This is a genomic window from Bacillus paranthracis (assembly GCF_001883995.1).
Lineage (GTDB): Bacteria > Bacillota > Bacilli > Bacillales > Bacillaceae_G > Bacillus_A > Bacillus_A paranthracis.
The window spans coordinates 37,814-56,129 of sequence record NZ_MACE01000082.1 but is presented as its reverse complement, the minus strand read 5'-3'; the positions used below and the strand labels follow the sequence as shown (position 1 = coordinate 56,129).

14 protein-coding genes, 5 pseudogenes and 1 riboswitch are annotated in these 18,316 nt (G+C 33.8%); of the genes and pseudogenes, 13 read left to right on the top strand and 6 right to left on the bottom strand.

Going from position 1 to position 18,316, the window contains the following annotated elements; translation table 11 throughout:
* The first annotated feature begins 77 nt into the window (after positions 1–77).
* The 3 genes and pseudogenes from BAQ46_RS27075 to BAQ46_RS27065 all read left to right on the top strand — a co-directional run.
* The gene (locus tag BAQ46_RS27075) at positions 78–428 is read left to right on the top strand and encodes a DoxX family protein (RefSeq protein ID WP_071743241.1); all 351 of its coding nucleotides are present in this window, start codon (positions 78–80) and stop codon (positions 426–428) included.
* Positions 429–617: 189 nt separating this feature from the next.
* Complete coding sequence (locus BAQ46_RS27070) at positions 618–923, top strand: monooxygenase (protein WP_000323772.1); 306 nt, start codon at positions 618–620, stop codon at positions 921–923.
* A gap of 855 nt (positions 924–1,778) precedes the next feature.
* Positions 1,779–2,054: pseudogene (locus tag BAQ46_RS27065) on the top strand (PRK06770 family protein); the annotation flags it as partial.
* Between the two features lie 488 nt (positions 2,055–2,542).
* Here BAQ46_RS27065 and BAQ46_RS27060 read toward each other — a convergent pair.
* Complete coding sequence (locus BAQ46_RS27060) at positions 2,543–3,010, bottom strand: hypothetical protein (RefSeq protein ID WP_000412699.1); 468 nt, start codon at positions 3,008–3,010, stop codon at positions 2,543–2,545.
* Positions 3,011–3,285: 275 nt separating this feature from the next.
* On the bottom strand, positions 3,286–3,678 hold the full coding sequence (locus BAQ46_RS27050; RefSeq protein ID WP_001145276.1) for a VOC family protein: 393 nt from the start codon (positions 3,676–3,678) through the stop codon (positions 3,286–3,288).
* A gap of 111 nt (positions 3,679–3,789) precedes the next feature.
* Between BAQ46_RS27050 and BAQ46_RS27045 the strand changes: the two genes are divergently transcribed.
* Positions 3,790–6,099, top strand: coding sequence for an AAA domain-containing protein (locus BAQ46_RS27045; protein WP_071743180.1), 2,310 nt, complete (start codon positions 3,790–3,792; stop codon positions 6,097–6,099).
* Between the two features lie 75 nt (positions 6,100–6,174).
* A riboswitch (SAM riboswitch) is annotated at positions 6,175–6,276 on the top strand.
* An 88-nt stretch (positions 6,277–6,364) separates the two neighbouring features.
* The gene (locus tag BAQ46_RS27040; protein WP_071743178.1) at positions 6,365–7,570 is read left to right on the top strand and encodes a M20 family metallopeptidase; all 1,206 of its coding nucleotides are present in this window, start codon (positions 6,365–6,367) and stop codon (positions 7,568–7,570) included.
* Positions 7,571–7,635: 65 nt separating this feature from the next.
* Here BAQ46_RS27040 and BAQ46_RS27035 read toward each other — a convergent pair whose 3' ends face one another.
* A complete protein-coding gene (locus tag BAQ46_RS27035; RefSeq protein ID WP_001178573.1) occupies positions 7,636–8,076 on the bottom strand; it encodes an Lrp/AsnC family transcriptional regulator in 441 nt (146 codons plus the stop codon).
* Between the two features lie 168 nt (positions 8,077–8,244).
* Here BAQ46_RS27035 and BAQ46_RS27030 point away from each other — a divergent pair, with 168 nt between their 5' ends.
* From BAQ46_RS27030 to BAQ46_RS27020, 3 genes are all read left to right on the top strand, one after another.
* On the top strand, positions 8,245–9,009 hold the full coding sequence (locus BAQ46_RS27030) for an SDR family oxidoreductase (protein ID WP_000792673.1): 765 nt from the start codon (positions 8,245–8,247) through the stop codon (positions 9,007–9,009).
* A 439-nt stretch (positions 9,010–9,448) separates the two neighbouring features.
* The gene (locus BAQ46_RS27025) at positions 9,449–9,631 is read left to right on the top strand and encodes a hypothetical protein (protein ID WP_001037653.1); all 183 of its coding nucleotides are present in this window, start codon (positions 9,449–9,451) and stop codon (positions 9,629–9,631) included.
* 243 nt (positions 9,632–9,874) lie between these two features.
* Complete coding sequence (locus BAQ46_RS27020; RefSeq protein ID WP_000577089.1) at positions 9,875–10,321, top strand: hypothetical protein; 447 nt, start codon at positions 9,875–9,877, stop codon at positions 10,319–10,321.
* Positions 10,322–10,631: 310 nt separating this feature from the next.
* On the opposite strand, the pseudogene BAQ46_RS27010 reads toward BAQ46_RS27020, so the two are convergent.
* Both BAQ46_RS27010 and BAQ46_RS27005 read right to left on the bottom strand, forming a co-directional pair.
* Positions 10,632–10,790: pseudogene (locus BAQ46_RS27010) on the bottom strand (DUF2812 domain-containing protein); the annotation flags it as partial.
* Positions 10,777–10,902: pseudogene (locus tag BAQ46_RS27005) on the bottom strand (PadR family transcriptional regulator); the annotation flags it as partial. The pseudogenes BAQ46_RS27005 and BAQ46_RS27010, both read right to left, overlap by 14 nt.
* On the opposite strand from BAQ46_RS27005, the pseudogene BAQ46_RS27000 reads away from it, so the two are divergent.
* Positions 10,902–11,132, top strand: a pseudogene (locus BAQ46_RS27000) (CorA family divalent cation transporter); the annotation flags it as partial. The pseudogenes BAQ46_RS27005 and BAQ46_RS27000 overlap by 1 nt on opposite strands.
* 139 nt (positions 11,133–11,271) lie before the next feature.
* A complete protein-coding gene (locus BAQ46_RS26995) occupies positions 11,272–11,709 on the top strand; it encodes a MarR family winged helix-turn-helix transcriptional regulator (RefSeq protein WP_061130810.1) in 438 nt (145 codons plus the stop codon).
* 551 nt (positions 11,710–12,260) lie between these two features.
* Here BAQ46_RS26995 and BAQ46_RS26990 read toward each other — a convergent pair.
* Positions 12,261–12,839 (bottom strand): TetR/AcrR family transcriptional regulator, encoded by a 579-nt coding sequence (locus BAQ46_RS26990; RefSeq protein WP_001190900.1) that lies wholly within the window; start codon positions 12,837–12,839, stop codon positions 12,261–12,263.
* 363 nt (positions 12,840–13,202) lie between these two features.
* On the opposite strand from BAQ46_RS26990, the gene BAQ46_RS26985 reads away from it, so the two are divergent.
* The 3 genes and pseudogenes from BAQ46_RS26985 (at position 13,203) to colA (ending at position 18,198) form a co-directional block, all read left to right on the top strand.
* Positions 13,203–14,393, top strand: a complete 1,191-nt coding sequence (locus BAQ46_RS26985; protein WP_061130811.1) for an MFS transporter — start codon at positions 13,203–13,205, stop codon at positions 14,391–14,393.
* A gap of 232 nt (positions 14,394–14,625) precedes the next feature.
* Positions 14,626–14,900 (top strand): annotated as a pseudogene (locus BAQ46_RS31270) (protein adenylyltransferase Fic); the annotation flags it as partial.
* A 415-nt stretch (positions 14,901–15,315) separates the two neighbouring features.
* Positions 15,316–18,198 (top strand): collagenase ColA, encoded by a 2,883-nt coding sequence (colA, locus tag BAQ46_RS26975; RefSeq protein WP_071743175.1) that lies wholly within the window; start codon positions 15,316–15,318, stop codon positions 18,196–18,198.
* Positions 18,199–18,316: the final 118 nt, after the last annotated feature.

Here is an 18,316-nt window from a genome sequence, read left to right as displayed (position 1 = left end):
TTTTCCTAGTACCAGTCAAAATTTCGTATTGTATATGCTATAGCATGTAAATTTATCAAATAAATAAGAAAGATGTGATTGCTATTTTAATATTAATCAATGTAGTAAAAGTTGTATTATTTCTGTTCTTTTTAATGACAGGTACGAAAATTATATCTGGGAAAATGGCAGATGAGTTTAAGCGATTTGGTTTACCTTCGTTTTTTAATTTCTTAACTGGAGCTTTGGAAATCGTAGGAGCGATTGGAATGTTAATAGGAATTTGGATTCCAACAGTAGCTTTATTAGCAGGATTGTTGTTAGGCGGTACGATGCTGGCAGCTGCATTAACTCTAATTGTACTAGCGAGAGATCCCTTTAAGAAAGCAATACCTGCGCTTGTTTTGTTTGTTCTTAGTTTAGGGATAAGTTTGTATCATATTTTTTAAACATAACTTAAAACTGTTTGCGTTCAAATTGCTACCGTTTTGTGGGTATTTTATAAATAGTATGATTTTCAAATTAGTGGTGGAATAATAGCAATACGAATGTAAACAGTATCATCGTTAGAATCAAAAAAATTATAATTAGTAAAAGAAATGGTAAGAATTTTATATTAAAAATAGGAGTGAGCAAAGATGGCATATTTATTACAAGTTGATTTTCCGTTTGAAGGTCCTTTTGGTGAAGAAATGGAAAAAGGATTTTGGGATTTAGCAAACAGTATTAACGAAGAAGAAGGATTCCACTGGAAAATATGGACAGAGAATCAAGAAACAAAAGAAGCTGGAGGCATTTATGTATTTGAAGAAAAACAAGATGCTGAAAAATATGCTGAAATGCACAAGAACAGACTTGAAGCAGCTGGCGTAAAAGATATTAGAGTAAGAATTTTTAACATCAATGAAAAGTTAACGGAACTGAATCGTGGGTATACGAAATAATTCCGTCAGTCGGAGCAAGCGTAAAAGGAGGGGGATAATCCCCTTCTTTTTTTTATTCTTACATTGATGGTGAGGAACTCGTACAAAAAAATCCCTATATAAATAGGGATTTGTGTATCGGTATATTGTTCCTTGGAAAAGGTTGTATGAAGTCTAATATATGAGAATTCTTACATCTGTGAAAATTGGACTGAAATAATTATTTATAAAAGAGTAAGACCCTTACTGGGAGGTAAGGGTCACAGGAAATGCAAATTTATTTGTAATTTGCTAAGTTGATTATAACACATATGCTTGTCTATACATGTTACAAAAATGTGAACATATCTGTTGATTAGTAACTAAAGATAACGAAGATTGGATGAATTAAGCTGTTTTTAAAGGGTTATAACAGAGAAAATGTGAGAAAAGACCTGATAACAGGTCCGTTTTTGTTGTTGTTTTGAAGAATAATAAATAATGTCGTTTCTTACTCATTAATAGGAGCAAAATAGAAGAAATACATCATAGCCATTCTTTCTATGATGCTATAGAAAGAGTAGTGTGTTTTTTTATTATTGAAGCTACCCCGTTACCAGTAATCTAAGAGATCAGATCTCTTCAAAAAAGATAAAATATATTTCTTTGTTACCAAAAAACTTCAAAATTTCGTTGTGGGGGTGTAACAAAAGTTTAAGTTGATGGGCATGTGACGATACCCCATACCCATCAAGCTAAGATTTTTAATTACCACTAGGACAAAAATTTTATGTATCATTGACTACTGATAATGATGCTTTATATAGATTGCCCGGATAGATAGGGGATACAGCTCTTCTTTTATGGTACATTTTAATAAACAAGGGAGCAAGAGGTTTGAAAAAGTGGATTAAAATCACATTAAGCTTAGTTGTTGTTATAGCAGTTTGTATTTTTACTGGCTACAAAGTCGGTACGTATGTAGGTTCAGATGTTAAGGAAAAGCAGACTGAGAGAATTAAAGGGGAAGAGGTAATACTTGATCTCAATTCTGATCGTCATATAATCAATGCAATGCATAAAATGACTCCAGAAAACATTGAAACAGTACGTCGAGTAATTGATGAAAGTAATAGTGGATCCTTACAACATAAAGAACAGTACCTCAATATTTTTAATTATGTGTAAATTATTTGTAAATATGGAGAAGTAATGAATATAAATGTATTATCAAACAATCTCTTTGTTAGTCTGAAACTTCTGGTTATTCAAAGGTTGCAAGGATATTAAATTCTCCTTATTGATACCTAAAGTTATTTAGAATAATATATTGGGTTTTATTAAAAAGATTCTCAAAAGCCACTAAACTCTAGAAGCAAAGTCATGAGGAGAATACTACGTAGGATATTATTTTGGTTTGATAACTGAAAATTAAAACTCTACAAATGAGAAATGCTGTTGATTTGTCAAATTCTCTTGTTTACTATCTATTAATTTAAAAAAGAAAAATTTTCATTTAGGGCTTACTTCAAAATATTAGCTTGATAGCGATATGGCTCTACCTCATTAAGAAAAGAAATAGGAGAGAATTAAAATGTACCCTATAGAATAGAAACTTAAAAAATCTATTCTATGGGGTACAGATTAATCTATCGCCTTTTTTATTTTTTATCAAAAAATAAATTTAGATCAGTTTTATCCGTGTCATAAGCTAAAGCTTCAGCAATACAATCTTGAATAATTTCCAATTTAGCTTTTTCAAAGAATGGTACTGAAAAAATATAATCCGATCCTGCCCTTTGAATAATTAATACATTTTGCAAACCACTACCTAAAATACCAATTCCGATTAATAGTAAAATAAGTCCGAATATAAAGTTACTTCCCATGGTATTAAAGGAAAAAAGAAGAATAATCAATCCTAATATAATGGGTTTTATTCTATACTGAGAAGAAATCATTGTAGAACTAATATTTTTTAAAGGAATGTTTTGATTATCTTTTCCAGCAGGAATAAACCCTAATATAGTGTTTCCGGTGGATACTTTTACAAATCTTGAATCAACTGAAACAAATCCTTTAATCCAAAAAAACAAAAGTGACAAAGAAAAATCTGTTTTTTTCTCCATTTTCTCCTCCTAAAATGTAAAATATTCAATTTATGAAAATAGTATATCAAATTTTCCGTAAATTGGGAATGGTGAAATTCATTTTTTGTAGGTAACACTTTTTTCTTTGTTGCTGCTTCCTGCAACCTTTTCACTGTTTGTTTTTTTGTTAATATTCAATTTATGAAAAAGATTATATTTAATAGAATTCTTCCAACGAAAACGAAAATTTCTTTTATCTTCCAAGTATTTATTAGGATTGGAAGTAGTATAAGGGCCAAAATTCTGATTCTTTTCTATCTCTCCGTCTCAAAAAACTCAATCCATTCCCCATCAGGACCCGCAAAGAATATGTAACGTGTTCCATCCGGTAATGTTTCGATTTCTTCTCCTAGTAAAAATGTTACGCCATGTTTCTTGAGTCTTTTGATTTCTTCTTTTAATGAATCCACTTTAAAGCAAATGTGATGTACTTTTCCTTCTGCCGGAAGGGAAGAGTTGTAGCCTTCAATTAATTCGAGTATCGTCTCTTTTGATTCTTCCACACCTAAAAAAGCGAGTTTTAAGTCTGGATTCGGGTGTCCCATTCTCTTAATGAGTTGTAAGCCAACTACTTCTTCATAAAATGCGATAGATGTTTCTAAGTTTGCAACCATAAGTCCAACGTGTTCGATTCTTCTAACTGGCATGTAGATTCCTTCTTTCTGAAAATTATATACAATATGTTATTGAAAATTAAGAAAATAAGCAAGATAAAAACCTTACAAATTTTAGCGTGTTATATGGTATAGTGAGAAAGTATGTTTGGGGAGAAGGAAGGAGATTATACGATGAATACACCTACTCAAACTCCTTCATTATCGGAAACGATGAAAGAGTGGCATTATGCATTAGCGTATGAAATTAAACATTGGAAAACGATAGGTGGTAGTAAAATTTCTATCATGAATGGTCGTTTTTTATATACAGATTATGAAAGTACAGTATACGTATTTCAGCTTATTTCGGAAGTAAGCTTACCTGAAGGTTCACCGATTCGAATTGAGTTCGATGGTAAGGAAGCGACAGGGGAAGTATTATCTGTACATGGATTAGAAATAGAACTGAAATTAAATGATTATATACAAGGTGAAATACGAGAAGCTGTTTTATACAGTGAACCGTGGCAGCTTTTAGAGCAACTGCAAGAGAGGTTGAAGGAAGCGCGTAAAGATAAGCTGAAACGTAATCGTATAAAGCGTCTTGTTGATGGGACGAGTAGTCCGAAACATATTGAGAAGATGAAAAATCCGAAAAATGAATTGGCGTATCGCTCGTTTTATAATCCGACAACGTACGTATGGGGACCACCTGGAACAGGGAAGTCTTACAATTTATCACGTATTATTTCGGCTCATTATCAAAAAGGAAAGTCGGTACTTGTGTTAGCCCATAGTAATGCGGCAGTAGACGTATTAATGAGTGAAGTAACGAAACAAATTGAGAAGAAAAAGAAATGGACGCCTGGTGAAATTGTTCGTTATGGTTATAGTCAGCATGAACATATACGAAATCATGAAACGTTACTTGCGTCGAAGTTAGTTGAAACGACGAACGAATCTTGGGGAGAAGAAAGACTCTATTTAGAAGAGACACGACAAGAGCTTCGTGAAAAGATTTTATCGTATAAAGCAACATCTGCTGATAAGAAGCGTATACAAGAGATAGAAAGTGATCTTCGAAAGCAAAAAGCGAAAATTAAAGAAGTAGAAAAAGAATATATTGAAAATGCGAAAGTAATCGGCGCAACTTTATCGAAATGTGCTATTGATTCACTTATTTATGAGCGTACATTTGATTTAGTTGTCGTAGATGAAGTAAGTATGGCGTTTGTTCCGCAAATTGCATTAGCTGCTTCACTTGGAAAACGTATCGTCGTTTGTGGTGACTTTTTACAGTTACCTCCAATTGCGATGGCAAACCATGAACTCGTTCGAAAATGGCTTGGCGAAGATATGTTTTATCATGCTGGGATTGTGGAGTCTGTTAATAAATCAGAAGCACATCCGAACCTGTTTATGTTGCAGGAACAAAGACGTATGCATGCGGATATATCTAAGTTTACAAACTCATTTATTTATAAAAATAGAGTTTATGACCATCCGTCTGTTTCAGAGCGTAAGGAACTTGCGCAATTGCAGCCGTTCGCAAATGAAGCAAGTGTTTTATTTGATACGAGCCAAATGGGAGCTTTTTCGTTAAAAGACGCTGCTTCAGGATCTCGTTTTAACATTATGTCTGGTTTAGTAGCAATGCAAATGATGTTAATTGGACTGTTAGACGGTGTGCAATCCATTGGTGTTGTGACGCCTTACAGAGCGCAGTCTCGCTTTTTATCGACGTGTATTAGAGAAATGTTACAGAGAACGAAATATCAAAACATACCAGTTTTAGCAGCGACAGTTCATAAGTTCCAAGGTTCTGAAAGAGATATGATGATCTTTGATACAGTAGATAGTTATCCGCAAGAACGACCTGGCGTATTATTCTTTGACCATAAAAACCATCGCCTCGTCAATGTAGCAGTGACAAGGGCGAGAGGGAAGTTCGTTCAATTATCAGATTGCCATTATATGCGTAAAAATCTTTCGAGAAAACAAGCGTTGTCACAATTAACAGCTCATATAGAACGTCACGGAGATGTGTATGATCGCACGACATCAAGACAATTGTGGGAACGAAAAATATCGAAACGATTACGTTGGTTTATGGAAATGAATCTTGAGGAAACGAAAGGGCTATTAAAAGATATTTTAGCAGCAAAACGAAAAATTATTATTTCGCTTCCAAGTACAAAACAAGTGGATAAGCGAGTATGGCAAGCGTTAATGCGTACAAATGCGCAAATAACAGTGTATAGTGACGGACCAGTTCCACTGAAAAATGTAAAGTTACAAAGACAAAATAAAGCTTTCCCGTTTATCGTAATTGATGATGAAATCTTCTGGGCAGGCGCACCGCTCACATCTCAAATGATATTTGAAGGGAGTACGGAATTTCCGTACGTATGTGCAAGACTGCAAGCACCTGAGACAATTGGTGTATTAAAAGGATTTTTAGATATTCGGTAAATTCGGATAGGAATTCCTTGACTTTTATTTGAAATGAACTTAGAATGAATGTAATTTAATATAATTTTATGAAAATTCTTATCACGAGAGGTGGAGGGACTGGCCCTATGATACCTCGGCAGCGGATTCGTTATGAATACTGTGCCAATTCCAGCAAGGTAACTTGAAAGATAAGAAAGAAGCTCATTTTGACTGTATATACAGAAGCCTCTTTCTATCTTTTAGAAAGAGGCTTTTTTACGTGAAAATAAAAGGAGGAAGAAAAATGGGAGCGACAGGAGTAGCGTCACAAAGAAAAACAATTGAAGAGAGTATCGAAAGAAATAAGGAAAAGTACATAGAAACAAGTCATGATATTCATGCGAATCCGGAGATCGGTAACCAAGAGTTTTATGCATCTAGAACGTTAAGTTTATTACTAGATAGTGCAGGATTTCAGTTGCAGCACAATATAGCTGGACATGAAACGGGATTTATTGCGCGAAAAAGCTCTGGAAAACAAGGACCAGCAATCGCATTTTTAGCGGAGTACGACGCTTTACCAGGACTAGGTCATGCGTGTGGTCACAATTTAATTGGCACCATTAGCGTTGCAGCAGCAATTGCATTATCAGAAACGCTTGAAGAAATTGGCGGGGAAGTTGTCGTTTTCGGAACACCAGCTGAAGAAGGAGGACCGAACGGTAGCGCAAAATCGAGTTATGTAAAAGCGGGTTTATTTAAAAATATTGATGCGGCGCTTATGATTCATCCGAGCGGAAAGACAGCAACAACGAGTCCTTCACTAGCAGTCGATCCACTTGATTTTCATTTTTATGGAAAAACAGCTCATGCTGCAGCTTCACCTGAAGAAGGAATTAACGCATTAGATGCGGTGATTCAGCTGTACAACAGTATTAACGCACTTCGCCAACAACTTCCGTCAGACGTGAAAATTCATGGCGTTATTACAGAAGGCGGAAAAGCACCTAACATTATTCCTGACTACGCCGCAGCAAGATTCTTCATCCGTGCTGCAACGAGAAAAAGATGTGCGGAAGTAACAGAAAAAGTAAAAAATATCGCACAAGGGGCAGCACTAGCAACAGGCACAAAAGTAAAAATCCATCAATTCCAAAATGAAATCGATGAACTACTCGTAACAAAAACATATAACGACGTCGTAGCGGAAGAACTAGAATTACTCGGGGAAGACGTAAATCGTAAAGAAAGATTTGGTATTGGTTCAACCGATGCAGGAAACGTTAGCCAAGTCGTACCGACAATCCACCCGTACATTAAAATTGGTCCGGATGATTTAATTGCACATACGAATGAATTTAGAGAAGCGGCACGTTCAGAATTAGGGGATAAAGCATTAATTACATCCGCAAAAGCATTAGCAAATACGGCGTATCGATTAATTACGGAAGAAGGGTTGTTAGAGAAGGTGAAGGAGGAGTTTAGAGAGGCGCAGAGAAATCAGGGATAGGTGATTGAAAGGAGTGGATGATCCACTCCTTTTTCTTTTTTGGAAAGCTGGTGCCTATCACTTTATTAGAACGACAATTTCTCCTCAAACTCACTCTTTAAAACAATTAAAGGAGACGATAAGCCGAATTGCATTAAAGAGTCTAAAAATGCAGCGAGAGAATCCATCGAATCGCTCATGACCTTCATCATATAATTAAATTCCCCGCTAATTCGATATAAATCAGTTACTTCAGGAGCGGCATTACAATATTGGATAAAATCAGAGCATTGGCTCGTTTTAAACATGATGAATGCTTGAATGTTTTTATTAATTTTAGAAGGCTCAAATTTCGTTCGGTAAGCCGCTATAACGCCTTGATCTTCAAGTTTATTCATACGCTCCTTTACAGCAGGTTGCGTCATGGATATAATTCGTCCTATTTCTGAAACAGAAATTCTTGCATTTTCATACAACAAGTTCATTATTTTATGGTCAATTTCATCTAGTTTTACTGCATTTTGCATTGTGTAGCCTCCTTATTTTATTTTTTAAAGTGAATCACAAACTATAACTATAATATCATAAGTGAATGAACTAAATTACCTATAAATATATATTTAAAATAATTGGTTTTTACATAAAAATATAAGTATAGGTTTTTATCAAACGTAAATTTAGGAAGGATGGAAAAAATGAAGAATCTTGATGGGAAAGTAGCGTTAGTAACAGGAGCGAGTCGAGGAATTGGTCGCGCGATTGCGATGAGATTGGCAAACGACGGTGCATTAGTTGCGATTCACTACGGACGAAATAAGTCAGCTGCAGATGAAACAATTTGTGAGATTGAATCTAATGGAGGAAAGGCGTTCTTAATTGAAGCAGATCTCAAATCAATTGATGGTGTCAAAAAGCTAGTAGAACAATTAAAGAGTGAATTACAAATAAGAGTTGGTACATCAGAGATTGATATTTTAGTAAACAATGCAGGGATAGGTACACAAGGGACGATTGAAAATACGACAGAAGAAGTTTTTGATGAAATTATGGCCGTAAATATGAAAGCACCATTCTTTTTAATTCAGCAAACATTACCGTTACTACGAGCAGAGGGGCGCATTATTAACATTTCATCAGCTGAAGTACGACTTGGTTTTACAGGGTCCATTGCATACGGCTTAAGTAAAGGTGCTTTAAATACGATGACACTGCCTCTAGCTAAACATCTTGGAGAAAGAGGTATAACAGTGAATACAATTATGCCTGGATATACGAAGACAGATATCAATGCAAAATTGCTAGATGATCCGGAAATACGAAATTTTGCTACGAATTCATCTGTGTTCGGTCGAATCGGGCAAGTTGAAGATATTGCGGACGCAGTAGCATTTCTTGCTTCTTCTGATAGCCGCTGGGTAACGGGGCAGAATATAGATGTTTCTGGTGGGTTTTGTTTGTAGGGGCACTACTCCATACCTATTAAGCTAACCAAGTAAATTACTAGATATGAGACGACCCTCGTTTCATATCTGGTGATGTATAGAAAGGTAGGGATGCTAAAGAAGCCTATTCAATTGATACTTTTGTTTTATAATCAAAAGAATACCTCCAGTATTTTGAAAAACCTCCACGTTAAGATTATGAACGATTTTATACAGTTTTTTGACTGATTCAGTAACAAACAAGGAACCTAAAACTGCACTATAATAGGGATGTATAAAAATTATATAGGTAGATAGAATACAAAAGGAGCTTCCCTTGTTAGAGTAGGGTTCCTCATTTTTCCTTGCTAACAATAATGAGACATTATGTTGACTTAACATGAATACCATATACACTCAAAATCACGCGGGATATCGTTTAATTATAATGTTAAAATGAAAGAGGAGGTGTAAGATAATGAATAAGCTTTTAGGTTTCTTGTTTGTTGCGGTTGGTATGTGCTTTTTCATGTTAACTTTGACAATGAACATTCAGAATGTTACATGGGCTGTAATGTTAGGAGTGAGCATTGTATCTAATATAGCGGGTACAACCTTATTGTTCAGATACATTAATGAGTATAAGAAACAAGCAATTTAATTGTTTTTATAGTGTTGAAAAAAGCAAACTCCTCTCTGTTCGGGGAAGAGTTTGCTTTAATATTAAAAATTAGTTTCCTATAACGAATTTTACGTCAATTAACATCTTTTGCGTGGGACTATTTATTTTTTACAGTAGTAAATATTACATTTTACTTTTAGTAACTATCTTAGCGTATAAAATCCGCGTTTTGCCACCAGTCCCCTAAGTAGTTGAATAATCACTTTTTAGAGGTGTTGTATTATGATTTTTAACTGGAAACCAAGTTGGTATGAATTAGATCAAACTATAGTTGTAGGTAACACTGATTATTTTTATCTTGTTAAAGATAAAAAATCATTTGCAAATAATTTAATTAACAATGAGGACATTGAAGTGCGTGGAGAGGTATTAAAGATAACGCATTCTGAATTAGGAGAATTGTTAGGGATATATACAATTGGGTTAAGCTATAAGTTCTTTTTAAAAGATGGTAAATATATAGCAGTAGACGCTGAACAGGATATTGGTCAAATTGAGTATCCCATTGATTATAAAATAAATGATTGGAATTTTAATGTTGAAATAAATATTCTCGAAGTGACTGGTTTTTCATCACAACAGAGGCATGAGAGTTTATTAAAAAACGAAAGATTAAGGGTAGCAAAGGAAAGAATAGAAAGATATAAACGATTATTAAATATTGAATAAGATGTCTTAAAGTCGGTTTCCTAATTTAGAAATCGGCTTTTGGGGATTTTTTTATAACAAACGGTGTCATAACTTAATGTTACTAATATTTTGCTTAGCGTGGTTTTTTCAAAAATACTGGCGATACCCTATACCCATCAACTTAAGAATTTTCACTACCCTTAAGTGTAAAAAAACGTTATTCTTTCTAAAAAAGCTAGACTAGAAAGGATGACATTTTCTTATGAATCTCTCGCTTCAAGAAGAACTACAACCATTTGCGGAAGAATTACAACGATATATTACACCTGTATTTTTAGAAGAACTTGCAATCTTGATAATCCAGTCGCATCACATATCTCTTGCCGGTTTTTTCGAAAGTGTATATTCCTAATCCACTAATATTTGTACAACGATAGCCTTTTTGTAATTGCTCATTCAGCCATTGCTCCTCTTTTTCTATATCAAAAAATATCTTAGCTTTCTTCATTCGATTCACTTCCTTCGTACAGGGATAAAATATGTAATAGCCTATTTTGCTCCATTTTCAAAATGGCACTTCCTTCCGCAGTTATCATATAAACTTTTCTCCGACCTGACTCTCTTGGACAGTATAACTGATTCATATTCATCGGTAATCTCAAATGAGATGAATAATATCATGAAAACTCTCACTTTATTCACCGTTTTTTTAACTGTTCCAACACTTGTATTTAGTTTTTTTGGAATGAATGTCTCTATACCTCAAACTTCATGGGGGGAAACAATTGTTTTATCAATAATTTTTATTATATGGATAGCGCTGGCGTTATGGAGAAGGAAAATATTCTAATTTATTACTACTTCAAAAGTATGAGCATCAGCAAGCCTTTTTACGTAAGGATTGACGATTTTTTTATAGGTAAGAAATTACGCGTGTTAAATATTTAACTTTATTAAAAATTGACTGATTAAAATAAAGAGGTAATAAAATGAATAATCTTGATAAAATTCAAGCAATGGTAATTTCCATTGGAAAGAAAATGCAAATAGAGTTATTTGAGCAAATACCAGTACCAAAACTTACAACATCACAGTTTTATATTTTAAAAATTATAAACTATTACGGTGCATTAAGAGCAAGTGAGCTGGCGAGAGAAATGAATGTAAAGCCAAGTACAATTACAGTTACAATTAATCGATTAATTGAACAAGGATTAGTCAATCGTTATCACGATAGAGAAGATCGCCGCGCCGTTATCATTGAACTAACAAAAAAAGGAGAATCTGTAGTTGAAGAAACTATTATCGCTCGTAATGAGCATATTGCTAAATACTTATCCCTTTTAGAATTTCAAGAGAAAGAGAAATTATTACAATTACTTGAAAAGTTAAGGGCGATAATATGCGGGAAACCAGAGAAAGAGTAACAAGACTTGAGAGAGCTTTAAAGTGTATGTAGTTTGATTTTTCATGAACTGTTCTACATCTGTTAGGTTTTATGATGTATTCACGATAATAAATCGTAATATCGCATAATAAGATACATCTTTATTGCAAGATTCATTATTTTGTTGTAGATCCTTACGCTGTGTTTTCAAAAGATAGAATGTCAATTTTGGTAATCCTAGCATTGTACACAATTTTATTACAAACATGTTATCTTTCACTTCATTCCAATATATCATAGCGGAACTTGGGTCTTTGTAGTAATGGAACAAGAACGGCAATAAGACTTAATTGTGTTAGCAAAAATCAGGGTTTTTTGCTAATGATAAAAACGGTATTAAATAAAGCTTGGATGTGTTAATACTACGTTATCAAAATAGCTTGTAGATTAAGCCTTTTTTAAAACTGATGCATATGGGGGAAAACCCCATATACAACAGCTTTAAAACATTAGATACTTTATTTACCAAGTTAATACTAGTTACATCAGTATAGGAAACAGTGGAAATCTAAATCTTTGTTTATATGTTAATTACCTCAAACGTATCCCTTCGAAGGCGTTTATAACCAAATCATGTACATAGGAATCATCCAACTTTTCACCAGTTACTAGCAAACGATAAAAAATTGGTCCGTAAATGAGATCGATGCTTAATTCAATATCGAGGTTTTCTTTTAATTCTCCTCTTTTAATTCCCTTCTCCAGAAGTTGCTTTGCTTGCAGTCGACGTGGTTGGAAGTATCGAACACGATATTCCTCTGCTAGTTTCGAATCAAATTGTCCTTCGCCAACTAACTCATTGATAATGGTTCCTTCTCGACTGATTAAAAAATTGGCTAAACTTGTGGCGTGAATTAAAATATCATTCAACGCTGAACCTGTGTCAGGTACAGGCAATCTGGCAGCAGCAGCAGAAAGAAAACCGTCCATTACCACAGCAGCCTTATTTGGCCACCATTTATAAATCGTAGCTTTGCTGACTTTAGCACGTTCTGCAATTTTATCGACTGTGACTGCTTTAAAGCCACTTTCCAATAATAACTCATAGGACGCAGAAAGGATGGCCTTTTGGGTTTCAATATTACGTGGTCGACCTCTTTTACTTTGCACATTAATCATTCCTTTCAAAACATAAACTATACGTTTAGTATACTTAATACGAACAAAAAACGAAATAGCCTATTTACAAAACTGAACGTTTAGTATATATTTTAGTTAATTAATGAACTGTACGTTCAGTTTATTAATTAACTAACATCTTGTAATGGTATGGATATATTTAGGTTCCAAAAATCACAAATTACATTGCTAAAAAACATTTAGAAAAGGGGGGGAAAGAGAGGAAATTGGACCTTTTAAAAGCAGAATGGAAATTAGCTCAGACTTAATTTATTACAATAAAAAATGGCATCGCAGTAGTACTTGCCAAAGTGATTTAGTAATTTTGAAATAAAAGTATGGGAGGAAATACTTATGTCTAATTTTAAAAATAAAGCAATTGATAAGGACATTTCATCAGGTTTAATCATTCTTTTAGCAACTGCATGTGGTATTATTGTGGCTAATCTTTATTATGCACAGCCTTTAATTGGGCTAATTAGTAATGAAATTGGGCTTTCTAATAGTAGCGCTGGATTAATTGTAACGCTAACTCAAATTGGATATGTTGTTGGCTTATTATTTCTTGTGCCTTTGGGGGATATTGTTGAGAATAAAAAATTGATACTTATATTGTTATTTTTAAGTGCATTTGCACTCATTTCTATGGTTTTTGTAAAAAGCGCAACCTTGTTGTTAATTGCTTCATTCTTTATCGGACTGGGTTCGGTCGCAGCGCAAGTACTCGTACCTCTTGTATCATATCTTTCATCGGAGAATGCACGCGGTCGCGTAGTTGGCAATGTCATGAGTGGTCTGTTATTAGGTATTATGCTTGCGCGACCGATATCTAGTCTAGTAGCCGATATGTGGGGATGGAATGCAATATTTGCTTTATCTGCTACTGTAATTATTGTTTTAGCGTTTGTATTATCGAAAGTACTCCCTACTAGGAAACCAACGGCAAAAACAAATTATATAGCCTTACTTAATTCAATGTGGCAACTGCTACGAACTACTCCAATTTTACGCCGTCGTGCCATTTATCATGCTTGTGTATTTGGGGCTTTCAGCTTATTCTGGACCACTGTTCCATTATTATTATCTAGCCCTGCTTTTCATTTTTCTCAGACTGCCATAGCATTATATGCACTTGTCGGAATTACAGGTGCAATAGCTGCTCCAATAGGTGGTCGTCTAGCTGATCTTGGCTGGACACGACCCGCCACTGGGATAGCTCTCACTATTGTTATTATTTCTTTATTACTTCCACTTTTTATTCAAAGTAGCTCGCCCTTTGGAATAGCTGTTTTAGTAATTGCTGCAATTCTGTTAGACATGGGAGTATCTGCAAACCTTGTGCTTAGCCAACGTTTAATTTTCTCGTTGAGTCCAGAAATTCGTAGTCGATTAAACGGGCTATTTATGGCTATTTTCTTTTTAGGAGGTGCTGTTGGATCCTTTATTGGAGGATGGGCATATGCCTTAGGAGGATGGAATCTAACATTATGGATAGGAATCGCTTTTCCGACCATAGCCTTGCTTTATTTTGCTAGAGAAAAATAGTTTTATAATCAAATTTAAACAGCCTGGATTCGTTTGAATGCTTCTTCATTGGTATGTCCGAGTTTTATAGATTAATTGCGGTTATTTTGAAGTTTTTACATCAGAACCAGACTTTTTTCTATATTGCTGTAATTGAAAAAGACTCACCTTGTTGAATATATTTGAAATGAAATAAAAAAGAGCTTGTGTCAAAACACAGACTCTCTTTAAGTTGAAATGAATATATATATATAGCCACCACTTTAGAGAAGGAAACGGTAGAGAGAATAGAATATGGCTAGATTTAATCTTTAAAAATGAACTTCATCAGGTGGTCGACTGCAATAAAATTGATAAAGAAGATTATTTACTGCAATGGAACGCAGCCCAATTAAAGATATTGAAATTAAGCATTTACTCCAAAATGCATTAGTAGACGAAATAAATAGTCATGAAATATTCATGAAAAGTATTAATATTATTTACTATCATGAGGGATATACCGAATATAATATAGAGGATTTATAAAACAAAAAGGGCTAAGATAGCCTTTTTGTTTTACACTTTGACGAGTATTTTTTATGAAAAAATACGTTATTCTTTTTGTAAAATTAATAAGAAAGGATGACGTTTTTGTATGTCTATTTCTGTATCCGATGAATTACAACTATTTACTTAAGAAATTCAAAGATTTTTATCGCTAAATATCTTACGAAATCTTGCCAGAGAGTTTGGTTTCTTGCGATGAACCCGTAAATTTCAAACAAAAGATATACCCAATTCATGAGTAAGAATGAAAAAAGAAAAAAATTCTATAATGTTTTATTTAATATCAGTTTATAGAGAAATTCATGTAATTAAATATGAAATAATACATATTATAATGATTTATTAAGATAAAATGTTATATTTTTGGATGGAATATATAAATGGAGGAAATGTAATGAACAAGAATTTAAAATTCACCCAAATGATGATTGGGATTAGTACAATGGCATTATCATTTGGAAGTATTCAAACACAGGTATCAGCGGAAGAAACAGCACCCTATAATATCTTACAGATGAAACCGATGGGGACAGAAACTTCAAAAGATGAAATTGTACATGCTACAAAAGCGGATGAAACTTTGAATTTTGAAGAGCGTTTAAAAATAGGAGATTTTTCACAACGTCCTACTCTGGTTATGAAACGTGATGAAATTCAATTAAAGCAAAGCTATACTTTGGCAGAACTGACTAAAATGCCTAATAGCGAACTTATTGATACATTATCAAAAATTTCTTGGAATCAAATTAAGGATTTATTTCAATTCAATCAAGATACAAAAGCATTTTATCAGAATAAAGAACGCATGAACGTTATCATTAATGAATTAGGACAACGAGGAAGGACGTTTACGAAAGAAAATTCAAAGGGCATTGAAACATTTGTTGAAGTATTACGTTCTGCTTTTTATGTGGGATATTATAATAATGAATTAAGTTACTTAAAAGAGAGAAGCTTCCATGACAAGTGTTTACCAGCATTGAAAGCGATCGCGAAAAATCGAAACTTCACATTAGGTACAGCTGAGCAAGATAGAGTCGTAACTGCGTATGGAAAATTAATTGGTAATGCCTCTAGTGATACTGAAACAGTACAGTATGCGGTAAATATTTTAAAACAATATAATGATAATCTTTCTACGTATGAAAGCGATTATGCGAAAGGACAAGCCGTATATGAAATTGTAAAAGGAATTGATTATGATATACAGTCTTATTTGCAGGATACGAATAAGCAACCTAATGAAACAATGTGGTATGGAAAGATTGATAACTTTATAAATGAGGTTAATAGAATTGCTCTCGTGGGGAATATAACAAATGAAAATAGTTGGCTAATTAATAATGGCATTTATTATGCAGGTCGTTTAGGGAAATTTCATAGTAATCCATACAAAGGATTGGAAGTTATTACACAAGCGATGAGCTTGTATCCTCGTCTAAGTGGACCTTATTTTGTAGCAGTAGAACAAATGAAAACAAACTATGGTGGAAAAGATTATAGTGGAAATGCAGTAGATCTACAGAAAATACGTGAAGAAGGGAAACGACAATACTTACCTAAAACATATACATTTGATGACGGATCAATTGTCTTCAAGACGGGAGATAAAGTAACAGAAGAAAAAATTAAGAAATTATATTGGGCAGCCAAAGAAGTAAAAGCACAATATCATCGTGTAATTGGTAATGATAAAGCGCTAGAACCAGGTAACGCTGATGATGTACTAACAATAGTAATTTATAATAATCCAGATGAATATCAATTAAATAGACAATTATATGGATATGAAACAAACAACGGTGGAATTTATATTGAAGAGAAGGGGACCTTCTTTACATATGAGCGTACGCCAAAGCAGAGTATTTATAGTTTAGAAGAGTTATTCCGTCATGAATTCACTCATTATTTACAAGGAAGGTATGAGGTTCCTGGTTTATTTGGAAGCGGAGAAATGTATCAAAATGAACGATTAACTTGGTTCCAAGAAGGAAATGCAGAATTTTTTGCAGGATCTACACGTACAAATAATGTTGTTCCGCGTAAAAGTATGATAAGTGGCTTATCATCTAATCCAGCAAGCCGTTATACAGCAAAGCAAACTTTGTTCTCAAAATATGGATCATGGGACTTTTATAAGTATTCCTTTGCACTACAGTCATATTTGTATAATCATCAATTTGAAACATTTGATAAGCTTCAAGATTTAATCCGTGCAAACGATGTGAAAAATTATGACTCATATCGTGAATCATTGAGCAACAATACACAATTGAATGCAGAATATCAAGCGTATATGCAGCAGTTGATTGATAATCAAGAAAAATATAATGTACCGCAAGTAACAAATGATTATTTAATTCAACACGCACCAAAGCCGCTAGCTGAAGTGAAAAACGAAATTGTGGATGTAGCAAATATAAAAGATGCCAAAATTACAAAATATGAGTCGCAATTCTTTAATACATTTACCGTGGAAGGCAAGTACACAGGTGGTACATCAAAAGGTGAGTCTGAAGATTGGAAAGCGATGAGTAAACAAGTAAACCAAACTTTAGAGCAGTTATCCCAAAAAGGTTGGAGTGGTTATAAAACAGTTACAGCCTATTTCGTAAACTATCGTGTGAATGCAGCTAACCAGTTTGAATATGATATTGTTTTTCATGGTGTTGCAACAGAGGAAAAGGAAAAAACAACTACTATAGTAAATATGAATGGACCATACAGCGGGATAGTAAATGAAGAGATTCAATTTCATAGCGATGGTACAAAAAGTGAACATGGAAAAGTCATTTCTTATCTATGGAACTTTGGAGATGGTACTACAAGTACAGAAGCAAATCCTACCCATGTATATGGAGAAAAAGGAACATACACTGTGGAACTAACGGTAAAAGATAGTAGAGGAAAAGAAAGTAAAGAACAAACAAAAGTTACTATAAAACAAGATCCGCAAACAGGTGAATCTTATGAAGAGGAGAAGGTACTCCCGTTTAATACGCTTGTAAAAGGAAATCTGATTACTCCTGATCAAACAGATGTTTATACGTTTAATGTTACAAATCCAAAAGAAGTAGATATTTCTGTGGTAAATGAACAAAATATTGGGATGACATGGGTGCTTTATCATGAATCAGACATGCAAAATTATGTAGCTTGTGGTGAAGATGAAGGAAATGTTATAAAGGGGAAATTCGCAGCGAAACCAGGTAAATATTATTTAAATGTATATAAATTCGATGATAAAAACGGTGAATATTCATTATTAATAAAATGAATTTATTTCTAACATGTATAGAATGGCTATTTTAAAGAGGAGTCTGTTAATATAGGCTCCTCCTACTTTTTATTTACATATTGGGAGAGCACCACATCACCATCAAGCTAATATTTTC

What these genes read in the sequence shown, in the direction of transcription:
- BAQ46_RS27025 (WP_001037653.1), top strand. Translation starts at nt 9,449, where the DNA reads ATGAATAAGCTTTTAGGTTTCTTGTTTGTTGCGGTTGGTATGTGCTTT.
- BAQ46_RS27040 (WP_071743178.1), top strand. Translation starts at nt 6,365, where the DNA reads ATGGGAGCGACAGGAGTAGCGTCACAAAGAAAAACAATTGAAGAGAGT.
- BAQ46_RS27060 (WP_000412699.1), bottom strand. Translation starts at nt 3,010, where the DNA reads ATGGAGAAAAAAACAGATTTTTCTTTGTCACTTTTGTTTTTTTGGATT.
- BAQ46_RS26995 (WP_061130810.1), top strand. Translation starts at nt 11,272, where the DNA reads ATGAATAATCTTGATAAAATTCAAGCAATGGTAATTTCCATTGGAAAG.
- BAQ46_RS27035 (WP_001178573.1), bottom strand. Translation starts at nt 8,076, where the DNA reads ATGCAAAATGCAGTAAAACTAGATGAAATTGACCATAAAATAATGAAC.
- BAQ46_RS27070 (WP_000323772.1), top strand. Translation starts at nt 618, where the DNA reads ATGGCATATTTATTACAAGTTGATTTTCCGTTTGAAGGTCCTTTTGGT.
- BAQ46_RS27020 (WP_000577089.1), top strand. Translation starts at nt 9,875, where the DNA reads ATGATTTTTAACTGGAAACCAAGTTGGTATGAATTAGATCAAACTATA.
- BAQ46_RS27030 (WP_000792673.1), top strand. Translation starts at nt 8,245, where the DNA reads ATGAAGAATCTTGATGGGAAAGTAGCGTTAGTAACAGGAGCGAGTCGA.
- BAQ46_RS27050 (WP_001145276.1), bottom strand. Translation starts at nt 3,678, where the DNA reads ATGCCAGTTAGAAGAATCGAACACGTTGGACTTATGGTTGCAAACTTA.
- BAQ46_RS27045 (WP_071743180.1), top strand. Translation starts at nt 3,790, where the DNA reads ATGTTTGGGGAGAAGGAAGGAGATTATACGATGAATACACCTACTCAA.
- BAQ46_RS26985 (WP_061130811.1), top strand. Translation starts at nt 13,203, where the DNA reads ATGTCTAATTTTAAAAATAAAGCAATTGATAAGGACATTTCATCAGGT.
- colA (WP_071743175.1), top strand. Translation starts at nt 15,316, where the DNA reads ATGAACAAGAATTTAAAATTCACCCAAATGATGATTGGGATTAGTACA.